Raw genomic sequence first — 14,599 nt, forward strand, 5'->3', positions numbered from 1 at the left:
TGACGGAAAACCAGTCCCTGTTCCACAGGTTTATCCGGTTTCGGCTCAGGAGAAAGAATTGCACGAATCAGCGCCCGAACGCGCAGCTCAGCGGAAGAAGCGCCGGAAGCATTCCAAGGAAATGGCCGCAACGTTCGGTACCGATTACCCATGGAATGGGACAGATTAATGTGTAAAATGTTCGTTCACGAGGAGCGGACAGTTTTTTGTCAGGTCGAAAAGTAGTTCACTTATATAAAATCACATTATATTTAGCGTGCTAAATCATATAAAATTTAGTACGCTATTTTTACTGACACGACAACGTTCAAATGAACGATTTACAATTTTGTCATTGCTCTAAAAAGCTAAAACGGGTCAAAGTTACTTTTTAAAAGTACCTTGAGAGATACATTTTTAAGATATTGACTAACCAGGTATTATTCTGAATATTTATGTTAAAATAAATCTAAAGATTGTGATGAAATAGTTTAACGTATTTTTAAACGTGTACGATAATCGGGCCAGATAATTTAATACTTCCTTGTGAAACCACAAGGTATGGAACTTAATCAGTAATAGATGCGTAAAAAATTGTTAAGGAGGAGACGATCAATGAAAAAAATTATTGGCCGGTCAATATTATCTTCAATAATAATTGCTATAGTTGTGTGGATTGCAAGTATTATTTTTACTTTTTCATATGGTCAGTGGAGTTTTTTCATTGGTCTGACCTTATCGGTTGTACTTTTCTTTTTTAATAGTAGTGGGGGTGCCTTATCTAAAGGAGCGACTTTGGAGGCAAGCGAGTCTGGATGGAAAATCCAGAAAGAAAATAACGAATTGAGGGCAAATGTTGGTGTCGTGTTCTATGGTTCTGTTCTTTATACTATTATCAGCTTAATCGCTATGGTTATCTTATACTTATAAAACTTAGTGTTAAATCGTATATTATTGGAGGTGACCGAATCGAAATAAAACAAATTAAAACAGTTTATCGACTTGTTATTCCATTTTTGATATTAGGAGCTTTCCTATTTATTGCAGGTTGCTCATCAAACAGCGATGGCTCAGAATCTAATCCTAATTCACAAGATGGGAACTTAAATACTTTGAAAACTGTTATAGAAAGTACTTTCGCGGGGCCAGATCAAGAATTAAATAGATTGTCAGGTGACCCGGAAAACCTTACTGTTATTGGAAAGAATGGTGAAACAAAAAAACCGGAATCGCCAACTGATCTGGATTTGTATTTAGAGGAAATGTACCAGTCCCATTTCACTGAAGAGATGTACAATGAATACGTTGGAAAATTTGTTTTTAGTTACCAAGCAAAAGAAAACGATGAAATGAAAGTTGATAACATAGATATGAAGCAAAAAAAATCAGATGAAATCATCTATGACTTTATTGCAAATGTAGAGTATAAGGAAGAAGGCAGCGAAGCACAAGTTTACGAACTAAAAGGTCAAACTAATTTTTCGGAAGAAGGAAAAATCAAAGAATTTAAGCTTTACTCTGATGGTGGTTTATTAAAAGCACTTTCCGAAAGTTAACCGTTATATTAATTTAACTAACTGAGCATTGAGTTAAAAATCGCAGGAATTTTGATTACTGAACTAAACGAAAGAAGGAGACAAGTATATGTTGGATTATTATAGTAAGATCTCTTCGGAGGTATATGACATAGACAAATATGTCGGTCTTTCATTTGGAGATGTGGAATTTTATAGCGACAGATTAGCTTCTTGTACAGGTAATATTCTTGAACCAGGAGTAGGTACGGGTCGCATTCTTATTCCACTATTAGAAAAAGGTTTAAAAGTTGATGGCTTTGATGTATCCGATGAAATGTTAAAAATATGCCGGAATAATTGTGAAAAAAGAGGGTTGAATCCAAAAATTTTTGAAGGAAAAATGGAATCAGTTTCATTGGAAACGGAATATGAAGCGATCATTGTGCCAACTGGGACATTTTTGCTGCTACATAAGAGGAAAGATTCTCTTAATGCTTTAAGAAATTTCTATAACCATCTTTCTAACGGAGGCAAGCTCATCATAGACATCTTTTTGCAAACTGACTTGACGGTTGGTGATGTATTGACAAAAACTTGGGAAACTCAGAGTGGTGGGATAATCACATTGGAAAGTAAGATAGCCGAAGTCGATTATATCAGTCAATATACAATATCTCATAACCGATACGAAAAATGGAGTAACGGCGAATTAACACAGACAGAACTAGAACGATTTCCACTTCGTTGGTATGGGATTGAAGAGTTTAAAACAATCCTTGAACAGATTGGTTTTGAAGATATAATTATCTCATCAGACTACAAGCATGGAAAATATCCTGCAAATTCAACCCAGATAATAACATTTGAAGCCGTTGCTTATAAATAATTCTACCGTTATCGGGTGCTAATCAGGAATAAACTTTCTTTACAGATTCTTAAAGGAATGGGTGCCAACTACTATGTTGGCGCAACGGGACAAAAAAATACTCCGATGCAACGCATTTTTCAAGTAAACGGGTGTAGGATGTTTGATAAGAAAATTACTTATAAACTAAAAAGGCATTTCGATTAGGCTTATATGAGTGTCTCTCAGCAATACGATCGGGTACGAGAACGGAATAAGACCATACGCCATTTTTACGTCTAAAGGCCATTTAGTGAAACCATTTGACCGCCAAAAACGTATAATTATTTAAACTAAAGGGAGGCGTTATTGTGGATAAAAAAACGTACGAAAAGTTTGCTGAATCACTCATAAATACCCATCAAACTCCAGGTGCAATGGTTTCATTGAACAATCAACGTTATGAAAAAGGATTCGGCTACCGAGATAGGGAAAATAAATTGCCCGTAACGGCTGACACCATCTTTGGTATTGGAAGTATTACAAAGTCAATGACTTGTATCGCGATCCTTCAGTTACAAGAAGAGGGCGAACTATCCGTCCATGACCCCATTAAAACATATCTGCCCGAGATTACGTTCAAAGGGAGTGAAGATATTACACTTCATCATCTGATGACTCATACTTCCGGCATCCCCCCGTTAAATACACTTTTTTACGCTAATAAGCAAACAATGGAAAGGGATGGTTCATTCGATCTGCAAATTAAAATGGGCGTTCCCCTTGACCGAGAGCAAGACAGCATAGATACTTATGACGATCTCATAAACTATTTAAATGCAATTCAAATCGTTCCCCTTGATAGTCCTGGGAAATCATTCAGTTATTCAAACGACGGCTATGCCCTCCTTGGCATCATTATTGAACGTGTCAGTGGGCAGCTGTATGAACGTTATATAGAGAAGAACATCTTTGCACCCCTCGGGATGAAAAATAGTTTCTTTAATCCCAATCAATTGGATGAGCGGGCGGCGCGTCTGTACAGCATTGATCCAACCGCTGAAACGCCAGCCATCGAACACTCACCTGAATGGTGGGATGCGCCACCGATGTGGGCAGCCGGTTATGTAAAATCAACCGCCAATGATATGCTTCGCTTTAGTAATGTCTTTTTAAATGACGGCAATGGTATTTTAACTGCAAAAAGCCTTACTGCACTCACTTCCCAATATATTGAAATTGAGCCTGGTCGGCATTATGGTTATGGTGTTATCATCACACCTGACTTTTTTGGCACAACGCTCATTGAACACGGTGGAGGAATTAAAGGAGTAACGGCGCAATTCGCAGTATTGCCTGAGAGAAGCATTGGAGCCATCTGCCTAACGAACATTGCGGGTGCACCTGCAGAAGCTCTTTTAAAAGGAGCCGTGCAAAGCGATATGGGTATTGACCCTGACAAAGCGGCCATCAAATATGACAATTACACACTTTCTGAAGCTGATCGTCAAGCAATTACCGGCGTCTATCAATCTAATGAAGGGCAGACGATTAAAGTCTATGAAAAAGATGCGGCAATTTTTGTGGAGATCCAAGGAACTGAAATGCCAACCCGTGCCGTCGGTCGCCAGGATGTCACAGTTACAATGCATGGTACCGAGTACTTGCTTCAATTTACAGACGGTCGCCTTCATTTTGGACTTAGACAACTTGTAAAAAATGAATAGTTTTTAGAAAAGTTGTCCAGGATTACAAGCCGTCGAATAGCCAAGATTTCATAACCGGGTGTTTTTCCCTAATAAGGGATTAAGATGGAAGCTGGCCATCGTGCTGGTCCTCGGTGGTGTTCAAAGTGTGGCTGTAACCTTGATATTGATGATTTTCCTCTTTCTCATGAATTGAAATCTGAGTTAATGAATTGGGTCATTGAGTATGGAAAAATTTTAGAACAGACTGATTACGGCAAAAAAACAAAGCGTGATACTGCAATATTAGTTAAACCTTACGATGAAAAAGGATTGAGTTTGTATCAAAAATTAAAATTCTAGCTCGGAGATGGATACTAGTTAAATTATGTACATACATCACTTTGAATGATAACTAAGGCGGAGGGTGGCTTTGGTTTATCAATGTTTGTTCAATTATCAGGCGCTTATCCGTATAGTCTTGATATATTATTTCTTGGTGAAAAATCAGATTCTTTTGTAGCAATAAAAGCCCTGATGATATTGCAGATGGGCTTATTTTTTATGAAACAGGAAAATCCTGTACTAAACAAACGTGCGCGTTAATCTGGAACAATTCTGCGTCCAATATTACTAATACGAAGGGCTATTTTGTCTTGCATTTTTAGTTGAAAACGCTTACCATAAAAACAGATATATTCATACCATTTGAGGTGCTGGAATGATGATTTGTCTATGTGCAGGCGGCCAAAACGAAAGAGGCATGGTTTAACAGCCATCGCCTCTTTTTTTGTGCACTTTAACATACTAACGCAATAATACGGAGGGAAAGAATGGTTATTTTAACAGGCGAAACGCTGACACTGGATGAAGTGAGACGTGTTGTGGATGACCAGGAAACCGTTGACCTGTCAGAGGAAACGGAACGGACGGTGATGAAGAGCAGGGAAACGGTCGAGACAATGGTTCAAAAAAGGAAAACGATGTACGGCATCAATACAGGATTTGGGAAATTCAGTGATGTGATTATTGATGAAACAGATCTTGAAACATTGCAGCTGAATCTGATTCATTCTCATGCATGTGGCGTTGGGGAGCCATTTTCCGAAAAAGTCAGCCGGGCAATGCTGCTGCTCCGTGCCAATGCACTTTTAAGAGGATATTCAGGTGTGCGTCCGGTCCTGATCAGACAAATGCTGGCACTGCTCAATGCCGGTATTCACCCGGTTGTCCCGCAGCAGGGTTCATTGGGCGCAAGCGGTGATTTGGCGCCACTGGCCCATCTCGCTTTGCCGCTGCTCGGGGAAGGCGATGTTGTTTATCAAGAGAAGCGAATGTCTGCATCTGAGGCGCTCGTTGATGTATCGCTGGAGCCAATTACATTGAAGGCGAAGGAAGGTCTCGCCCTGATTAACGGTACTCAAGCTATGACGGCAGTGGGTGTTATCACATGTCTGGAGATGGAAAAGCTGCTTTATCAGAGTGAACTGATCGCGTCGATGACACTGGAAGGGCTGTACGGAATTATAGATGCTTTTGATCATGATGTGCATCGGCTGCGCGGCCATCAGGAACAAATCGATGTAGCTGCATATATCCGTGAAACCCTGGAGGATAGCCAATTTACCACACGGCAAGGGGAAAAAAGGGTTCAGGATGCCTATTCGTTAAGGTGTATTCCTCAGGTCCTGGGGGCGTCATGGCAAACATTAAATTATGTTAAGGAGAAGCTGGAAACCGAAATGAACGCTGTCACTGATAATCCGCTGATTTTTTCCGAGACGGATAAAGCAGTCTCCGGCGGGAATTTCCATGGTGAACCAATTGCATTTGCAATGGACTTTTTAAAACTGGGGATTGCGGAGATGGCCAATATTTCCGAACGCAGGGTTGAGCGCCTTGTCAATCCGCAGCTGAACGATTTGCCGCCTTTTCTCAGTCCGAAACCCGGCCTTGAGTCCGGTGCGATGATTATGCAGTATACTGCTGCATCGCTCGTTTCGGAAAATAAAACGCTGGCACACCCGGCGAGTGTTGATTCGATTCCGTCATCAGCAAACCAGGAGGACCATGTCAGCATGGGGACGATTGCGGCACGCCATGCACTGCAAATGCTCGGCAATGCACGCCATGTGATTGCCATTGAACTGATATGTGCCATGCAGGCGGTTGAATATCGGGGCACTGATAAAATGGCTGTGCGTACGAAGCAATTTCACGACAGTGCACGCAAGATTGTACCAATGATTTCAGAGGACAGAGTATTTGCTGAAGATATAAAAAACATGGCAAACTGGCTGAAATAAAAAAGGCAGGATAAAAAAGAGCCCGTCACACAGGCTCACAAATCATGCTTTTGACTTTTCAGTATTAACAGATGGCATCCAGCTATCTGCCCAATTTTGGATTTCCTGAATAACAGGTTTCAAAGCCTTTCCTTTTTCGGATAAGGAATACTCAATGCGGACTGGATATTCGGAGTATATATTGCGTTCAACAATACCTTCTTTTTCAAGCATTTTCAGTCGATCAGAGAGCAATCGTCCACTTATAGGCAAATCTGTTTCCATCTCGGAAAAACGTTTTGCGCCATTCAAAAGCTCAAACAATATCAAGCCGACCCAGCGTTTACTGATAATTCCCATTGCACCTTCAAAGCGCGGACATAAATCAGCCATGAGGTTCACCTCTCTCTGATTGATAATAATATGATTACGAAAAGTAACCTAATTCAATTGTAACACAGTCATCGCATTTGGTAAATTCAATATTTCGCACTGAATATGCTCAATTATTTGGTGATTATTAGCATTTGTGAAATAATAACACATAAACAACTTTTTTGGAGGTAACTTAAATGGCTGATCAAGAAACGAAGGAAAAATATGCTGAGTTAGCATTGCAGACAGGTGTTAATTTACAAAAAGGTCAGGCGCTGATGGTCAATGCGCCAATAGAGGGTGCGGATTTTACCCGAATCGTTGCCCGGAAAGCATATGAAATGGGAGCCAAGGATGTACATATCAACTGGACGGATGATGAGTTGACCTTGCTGAAATATGAAAATGCACCGGATGAGGTCATCGAAAATTTCCCGGAATGGCGGATTAAGCTGTATGAATCGTATGCTGAGGAAGGGGCAGCTGTGCTGTCGATCCGTTCAACCAACCCGGATTTGTTAAAAGATATTGATTCATCACGAGTGGCGATGGCGAATAAATCATCGGCACAGGCTATGAAAAACTTTCGCCAGTATACGATGAATGATCGGATTACATGGTCAATAGTCTCCATCCCGACCGGTGACTGGGCTCAGAAAGTTTTCCCGGATAAATTACGCGAGGACGCCGTGGCGAACTTATGGGAAGCAATCGTCAAAATTGTCCGCGTTGATCAGGACGACCCGATTGCGGCATGGGAAGCCCATAATGAAACACTGAAAACGGCGAGGGAACTATTGAATCGTAAAAAGTATACGAAACTGATCTATAAAGCGCCTGGCACTGATCTTGAAATCGGGCTTCCGAAAGGCCATATCTGGAAAGGCGGTTCGGCAGTTTCCGAACGGGGGATAACTTTCAATCCGAATATGCCGACCGAAGAGGTTTTCTCGCTGCCGCATAAGTATCATGTGAATGGAACGGTAGCAAGTACAAAGCCGCTTAACTATGGCGGCAGCCTGATTGATAATTTCAGTCTGACGTTCAAGGACGGGAAAGTGGTTGATTACAGAGCTGAGCAAGGTGAGGAAACGCTTAAACATCTGCTGGAAACAGATAAGGGTGCAAGCCGTCTGGGCGAGGTGGCACTTGTACCGCATGAATCACCTGTCTCCCAGTCAGGGCTGATTTTTTACAACACCCTGTTTGATGAAAATGCATCATGCCACATCGCATTGGGAAAAGCCTATCCTACCAATCTGGAAGGCGGCGCTGCCATGGATGAAGCAGAGCTTGATAAGCACGGTGTGAATGACAGCCTGACTCACGTCGATTTCATGATCGGCTCCGAGAATTTGGATATTGATGGCGTTCTGGAAGACGGCACAACGGAAGCGGTATTCCGGAATGGCACATGGGCGCTGAATGTGAAAGGGGAATAGTCGGTCTGAACTGAAATATTGGAGCAGGTGGCATGGACTCGTGCGAGAACAGTGCAAACTTGTGCGAAAACAGGATGAACTCGTGCGAGAGTATCCCAAACTTGTGCGAGAACAGGATGAACTCGTGCAAGAGTATCCCAAACTTGTGCGAGAACAGGACAAACTTGTGCGATAGCATCCCAAACCGATGCAGGAACAGCAAAAACCGATGCGGGATCGGGATCATCCAAGTTTGTGCGAGGGTAGCACCAATACGTACGAGCGGCACGAAAACGACCGAGTTTTAAGCCAAATCGTTTGCTGTAACTTATTTTAATCTGCAGCCTTAACCCAAAAAGGTGTCAGGTTCCATCAATAAACCTGACACCTTTTACTTATAAGTTTCATATCAGCTCATTTTTCACCAGGACAGCTTTAATCGTTGTATAATCGTATTCATCCGGCAATGATTCTTTCAGAGGTTTCAACCGCGTTTCTTCCAGTTCATCCCGTGCAGCCAAGATTGCCGTTTCTTCCTCCTCATTGAAAAATATACCCCATGCAAGCGGGTGCCCGTCCTTAAACGCCTTAAAAATATGCCCTTCAACGGTTTGCGAAGTCAGTTCCCGGATGAGGGCAATATCTTTGATCGATTTGCCTGACTGGAACATCGTATAGCTGATCGTATGGCTCGGCCGGTCATCAGCTTGCTCTTTCTTTTTGGGAACAGGTGCAGCACCTGCAATTTTAACAGGCCTTGACACATCTGGATTTTCCCTGAGCCATTCTTTTACTGTCGTCAGGAATGCTTTACCGTATTGATCGTATTTCTTTTCGCCGATACCTTTAATTGACAGCATATCTTCTTTCGTTTCCGGGAAATAACGGCTGAGTTCTTTTAATGTGGCATCGGAAAACAGCACGTATGGAGGGACGTCTTGTTCGTCCGCCATTCGTTTCCGTAATTCGCGCAATGCACTGAACAAATCCTCGTGGTAATCCACTGTTTCATTCGATGGAATAGGTGCTGTATATATCCAGACAGTCCGCTTTCCTTTCAGCACATCGACCGAATTTTGGTTCAGCCGTAACGTCGGGAATTTCCCGTCCTGTGTAGCGAGTAATTGTTCGGCAACCAGAAACTGAATGCGTTCCGTGAGTTCTTTTTCTGTATAGGCGGACAGGATGCCATAAGTGGAAATCGTGTGCAGGCGGAATTGATGCAAGCGGCTATCTTTGGATCCTTTGAGCACTTTAGCTGTCAAGCTTACCCCGAACCGTTCGCCCATCCGTTTGACACATGACAGAATCATTTGTGCTTCTTCTGTGATATCAATCCGTTCATGGCGGTAAAGGCAATTGCTGCATCGTCCGCAAGTGCTTCCGGTTCTGTCGTCATCATTAAAATATTCAAGAATATACGATGTCAGACAGCCATGCGTATGACAATAGTTGATCATCGCCTGCAGTTTCCGGTATTCATTTTGTTTGGCATTCTCATCGATTAATGATTGTTCGATTAAAAATTTCTGCAGTTGGACATCCTGGGGTGAGAACAGCAGAATGCAATCACTATGCTCGCCGTCGCGTCCAGCTCTGCCCGCTTCCTGATAGTACGCTTCGATTGTCATTGGCATGGCATAATGAATGATAAACCGCACATTTGATTTATCGATGCCCATGCCAAATGCATTCGTTGCGATCATGACTGTTTTTTCGTCATGAATAAACGATGCCTGAGCCTGTTTCCGCTCATCTTCCGTAAGTCCGGCATGGTATTTGGCCGCCGGAACCCCGCGTTTGGTCAGTTGTTCAAACAGTCTGTCAGCCTGCTTGCGCGTTGCTGTATAAATAATGCCGGATTCATCCTGGTGTTCCTTCATAAACGAACGGATATATGTTGCTTTATCTTTGCCTTTTACCACATGAAAGGAAAGGTTTTCCCGTTCAAAACCGGTCTTGACCACGTTATGTTTTCCGATATGTAACAGTGCCTGGATATCAGCCATCACTTCTTCGGTCGCGGTGGCTGTCAAAGCGACGGTAACCGGAATGTCCGGGAGCTGCTTTAAGTTGGGGATAATTGAACGGTAGCTTGGTCTGAAGTCATGTCCCCATTGGGAAATACAATGTGCTTCATCAAATGCCACCAGAGCAATCCGAATTCGCCGTATCGCGGAAATAAACACAGATGATTCAAAACGTTCAGGTGCGACATAAACAAATTTGCAGTTGCCTGCCTCGATATCGCGAAGGCGTGTTTGTTGTTCGCCGGTTGTTAATGAACTGTTTATGTAGGTAGCCGGAATCCCTAAAGCCTGAAGCGCATCCACCTGGTCTTTCATGAGTGAAATAAGCGGAGAGATAATGATAGCGACACCATCCAAGGCCATGCCGGGGATCTGGTAGCACAATGATTTTCCGCCGCCTGTCGGCATGACTGCCAGTGTGTTATCGCCGCTCATGATGTTATCTATTGTCTGTTTCTGTCCGGCACGAAATGTATCATAGCCAAAATATGTCTGCAGAATCTGCTCAGCATTTGTCATGATTCCGATTCTCCTTTGCCCTTTACCTCGGATGTAACGGTTAGTAATTCTCCGCTTAAATGACTTAAGCAGATACAGTGTTGCAGGCGGTGGACCGTTAATATCCGATTCTGTTCAACTAACATTCAGCGGGAAACCCCCCCCCCGCTGAATGAAGTTTCACTTCACCTATCCTAACATATTTTGAAGGCAAATAAGTCGGCAAATTTTAAAGGTCAAACGTTAGACAGCGGAAGACTTGCCTCTGAACAGATATCCTATCACACCCCCGGCGATTGCCGGGATAAGCCAGCCAAGTCCAAGTGTGAAAAACGGCAGATTCGACATGATTGAAGTGACAGCAGGCATCTTGACACCAAATTCCACAAGGCCATCATATAATGCTATAACGGCTGTCAAGAGAATGGCGCCCCGGTATACGGCTTGTGCCCCGCCAAAGAATTTATGCAAAAATGTCAGGATGATCAGTACAATCGCTATCGGGTAAATGAATGTCAGTACTGGAACAGAGACACTTATAATCGTATTTAATCCCTGGTTGGCAATCAGGTAGCTGGCGAGTGTGACCAATGCAATTATCCATTTGTATGAAACGCCGCTCAGTTTATGGAAAAACTGCCCGCATGCTACGACAAGACCGACCGACGTTGTAAAACAGGCCAGAGCAACAATAATTCCCAGCAATAGCGCACCAAAAGTTCCGAACATAATATCAGCCGCACCTGATAAAATAGCCCCGCCATTGGAAAAGCTGCCTTCAGATGCCATTCGTGAGCCAATCCAGCCTATGGATGTGTAGACAGCTGTCAGCCCGGCGCCTGCAACCAGCCCGGCTTTTAATGTTGATTTAACGAGTCCTTGGCTGGAAGAAATGCCTCGGTCTTTGAATGCACCAACTACAATAATGCCAAACGCAAGTGCTGCAATCGCATCCATTGTCAGATAACCTTCAACAAATCCGGAGAAAAATGGCGTTTGCATATATTTCTCGCCGGGGGCTTCCGGTACAGAGGTGAGCAGAAGGAACCCCCCGACGCAAAGTATGATAATGGCGAGCAGTAATATGGGTGTCAAAAACTGTCCAATTCGGTCAACCATTTTTGATGGGTTTTTGCTGACAATGTAGACCAGAATGAAAAAAACCGTTGTAAACAGAAACAATAATAGTGCGGCCCCGTTGGTAAATGGCTCGATGCTCATCTCAAATGCGACAGTGGCTGCACGGGGAATGCCGAAAAATGGCCCGATAGCAAGATACACCATTGACGTGAAAACTATACCGAATAATGGATGCACACGGTCAGCAAGTTCTCTTGCATCATCTTTGACAAACGAGACGGCAGCAACTGCAAGAACAGGCAGACCGACGCCGGTTATGACAAACCCCGCAATTGCCGCCCAAAAGGATGTTCCGGACTGGATTCCCAGAGTTGGCGGATAAATCAGATTGCCTGCACCAAAAAATAATGCAAATAACATAAAACCGATGATCACAAAGTCTTTTTTCATGAATATTAGTCCCTTCAATTAGTGCTGTTATTTGGCGCAAAAGATTAAATAGTCAGAAAATATTCGTTAAAAATAATTTAAATTGCCACAAAACAAAAATAGTCTAACAAGACAGATAATAGCTTGTCAATGCGTTTTACACAATAAGTATGACGTTTTTGTGAGAACTGCTTAAAAAAGGGATAGATTTTTTTCGGATTTAATTGTTTACATTCACTTTCAGCCCATTTAAAATAACGTTACCTACACTAACTGGAAGAACTTCTTCACAGATTATAAGAAGCAAAGATAAAGGGGAACGGTGATCATGCCTGGAAAGGCCGGTCCGTTCCCTGGGCATCCCGCTATAAAACATATTGCCAGCCTTCAACTCAACAGGCAGTGATTTTCCCGTATTAAAGTAACTAAGTATTTTAAAATGTAAACGGAGAATCAACTGCCTGTAAAGGTTTGATCCGTTCAGCTGGGATTCAGCGGGAAAAAACACCCACTGAATATATATTCTGACTGTTTATGGAAAGCATATATTTAAGGGGGGACAGTTATGGTTCCATCTCTTTTGTTTGAAGTTATGTTAGTCGGTCTCTTGGGGATGGGTTCCCAGTGGGTCGCCTGGCGGTATAGAATGCCGGCAATTGTCATCATGTCCATTACCGGTTTGCTTGCCGGGCCTATTTTTGGGCTCATGGATCCGGAGCAAGATTTTGGTGAGTTATATAATCCGATTATATCAGTTGCAGTTGCCATCATTCTTTTTGAAGGCAGTCTGAATTTGAGCTTCAAAGATATCCGGGGTCTTGGACGGCCGGTTTTCCGGATTTCAACAATAGGAGCTTTTTTGTCATGGATTCTTGGCTCGCTGACAGCCCACTATATTGCGGGTCTGAATTGGGCCGCTGCATTTGTTATCGGCGGGTTGTTTATTGTGACAGGACCAACTGTCATTATGCCGCTCCTGCGACAGTCGAAACTGAAGCCGCGTCCCGCTAAAATCCTTAAATGGGAAGGGATTATTGTTGATCCGATCGGTGCGCTGCTTGCTGTTTTTGCTTTTGAAATCATCACGTTTTTAACTGCAGGCAGTCAGGACGGTACAAAACTGCTCATATTCTTTGCGGCGTCACTCTTTGCCGTTATACTGGGCTGGGCATGCGGCAGAGGAGTTGGCTGGCTGTTTGAGACGGGAAATATACCGGAATTTCTGAAGTCGCCTTTCGTATTTACTGTAGTTATTGGCTGCTTCACGTTTGCAGATGAAATTGTCCATGAAACGGGGCTTCTGGCGGTGACATCTATGGGGATGACCCTTGCCAACATGGGCATCAGTTCTATTGAAGACATGCGCCACTTCAAGGAAAATGTGTCTATTTTGCTGATTTCGGCAATATTTATTATGTTGACGGCGTCACTGGAATTAGAGACACTGTTGAAAGTATTTGATCCGAATATTATGGGCTATGTCCTGCTCATGATGTTTATCGTCCGTCCTCTGTCCATATTCCTGTCAACTATCAGAACGGATCTGGCATTAAATGAAAAACTGCTGCTGGGCTGGATCGCTCCAAGGGGTATTGTCGCATTGACGGTTTCCGGGTATTTCGCTTCAATATTGAGCGAGGCAGGTTATGCGGACGCAACGCTCATCACGACAATAACGTTCGCGCTCGTGTTTACAACCGTTGTTGCTCATGGATTTTCGATCGGCTGGCTTGCCAAAAAGCTGCATCTTTCCATGGAAGGCAGGCCGGGTACACTAATTGTCGGAAGTAATAATTTCACGGTAAATCTTGCCCGGTCACTGCAAAAAGCAAAGGCACCGGTTATCATTGTTGATTCATCCTGGGAAAGATTGCGAAGAGCCCGTGAAGCAGCGATTCCATTCTATCATGGGGAGATGTTGTCAGAGCAGACAGAATATCGTCTTGATACAATCCCGTACGAGTATATGATTGCTGCAAGCGAGTATAACTCTTACAATGCCCTTGTCTGTACGACATTCATGCCGGAATACGGCAGAACAAATGTATTCAAGGTGAGTCCATATAGCCGCGATATTCATGGAATGGGTGATATCGTCAATAAAGTCGGCGGCAGGATTTTGTTCAGACAAGATCTGTCCCTGGAGGATCTGAATCAGAAGACCAGAGAGAATTATATTTTCCGTCAGACCAACATCACGAATCAATACAGCTATAAGCAATATTTAAACGAGAAAGATGAAGATGCTGTATTGCTTTATGTCATGAAACCATCAGGCAGGATGAAGTTTTACTCGGAAGAATGGCGGGTGACACCGGAACCTGGTGATACGGTTGTCAGCTTGACGCCGCCGGTTAAGGAAAAGAAAAAAATCCAGCGACGACTGGAGAACCAGCGGAACAATAATGGTAATGGAAAAAGTAAATCATGAGCAAGAAGGGCTGCCCGGGTTGGGC

The 14,599-nt window shown here is 43.1% G+C and carries 12 protein-coding genes; 9 read left to right on the plus strand and 3 right to left on the minus strand.

Annotation, left to right across the window (positions count from 1 at the left end; translation table 11 throughout):
• The first annotated feature begins 594 nt into the window (after positions 1-594).
• The 7 genes from VK097_RS08580 to hutH all read left to right on the plus strand — a co-directional run bounded on the left by VK097_RS08580 (position 595) and on the right by hutH (position 6,331).
• Positions 595-909, plus strand: coding sequence for a hypothetical protein (locus VK097_RS08580; RefSeq protein WP_324211397.1), 315 nt, complete (start codon positions 595-597; stop codon positions 907-909).
• Between the two features lie 86 nt (positions 910-995).
• The gene (locus tag VK097_RS08585; protein ID WP_324211398.1) at positions 996-1,535 is read left to right on the plus strand and encodes a hypothetical protein; all 540 of its coding nucleotides are present in this window, start codon (positions 996-998) and stop codon (positions 1,533-1,535) included.
• An 88-nt stretch (positions 1,536-1,623) separates the two neighbouring features.
• The gene (locus tag VK097_RS08590; protein ID WP_324211399.1) at positions 1,624-2,382 is read left to right on the plus strand and encodes a class I SAM-dependent methyltransferase; all 759 of its coding nucleotides are present in this window, start codon (positions 1,624-1,626) and stop codon (positions 2,380-2,382) included.
• Positions 2,383-2,711: 329 nt separating this feature from the next.
• The gene (locus tag VK097_RS08595; RefSeq protein WP_324211400.1) at positions 2,712-4,067 is read left to right on the plus strand and encodes a serine hydrolase domain-containing protein; all 1,356 of its coding nucleotides are present in this window, start codon (positions 2,712-2,714) and stop codon (positions 4,065-4,067) included.
• Between the two features lie 84 nt (positions 4,068-4,151).
• Entirely contained in the window at positions 4,152-4,388 is a 237-nt protein-coding gene (locus VK097_RS08600; protein WP_324211401.1) for an immunity protein CdiI family protein, read from the plus strand.
• A gap of 81 nt (positions 4,389-4,469) precedes the next feature.
• Positions 4,470-4,631, plus strand: a complete 162-nt coding sequence (locus VK097_RS08605; protein ID WP_324211402.1) for a hypothetical protein — start codon at positions 4,470-4,472, stop codon at positions 4,629-4,631.
• 227 nt (positions 4,632-4,858) lie between these two features.
• Positions 4,859-6,331 carry a histidine ammonia-lyase gene (hutH, locus tag VK097_RS08610; RefSeq protein WP_324211403.1) on the plus strand — a complete coding sequence of 491 codons (1,473 nt, stop codon included), beginning with the start codon at positions 4,859-4,861 and terminating at the stop codon, positions 6,329-6,331.
• Between the two features lie 42 nt (positions 6,332-6,373).
• Here the strand turns inward: hutH and VK097_RS08615 are convergent, their stop codons facing one another.
• Positions 6,374-6,703: a winged helix-turn-helix transcriptional regulator gene (locus tag VK097_RS08615; RefSeq protein WP_324211404.1), complete on the minus strand. Its 330-nt coding sequence runs from the start codon at positions 6,701-6,703 to the stop codon at positions 6,374-6,376.
• A gap of 179 nt (positions 6,704-6,882) precedes the next feature.
• Here VK097_RS08615 and VK097_RS08620 point away from each other — a divergent pair, with 179 nt between their 5' ends.
• Positions 6,883-8,127: an aminopeptidase gene (locus VK097_RS08620; protein WP_324211405.1), complete on the plus strand. Its 1,245-nt coding sequence runs from the start codon at positions 6,883-6,885 to the stop codon at positions 8,125-8,127.
• 383 nt (positions 8,128-8,510) lie between these two features.
• Here the strand turns inward: VK097_RS08620 and recQ are convergent, their stop codons facing one another.
• Positions 8,511-10,655 (minus strand): DNA helicase RecQ, encoded by a 2,145-nt coding sequence (recQ, locus tag VK097_RS08625; protein ID WP_324211406.1) that lies wholly within the window; start codon positions 10,653-10,655, stop codon positions 8,511-8,513.
• Positions 10,656-10,877: 222 nt separating this feature from the next.
• Positions 10,878-12,164, minus strand: a complete 1,287-nt coding sequence (brnQ, locus tag VK097_RS08630; protein ID WP_324211407.1) for a branched-chain amino acid transport system II carrier protein — start codon at positions 12,162-12,164, stop codon at positions 10,878-10,880.
• A gap of 544 nt (positions 12,165-12,708) precedes the next feature.
• On the opposite strand from brnQ, the gene VK097_RS08635 reads away from it, so the two are divergent.
• Positions 12,709-14,574 carry a cation:proton antiporter gene (locus VK097_RS08635; RefSeq protein ID WP_324211408.1) on the plus strand — a complete coding sequence of 622 codons (1,866 nt, stop codon included), beginning with the start codon at positions 12,709-12,711 and terminating at the stop codon, positions 14,572-14,574.
• The last annotated feature ends 25 nt before the right edge of the window (positions 14,575-14,599 follow it).

The organism is Lentibacillus sp. (genome assembly GCF_035301675.1).
GTDB lineage: Bacteria > Bacillota > Bacilli > Bacillales > Amphibacillaceae > Lentibacillus.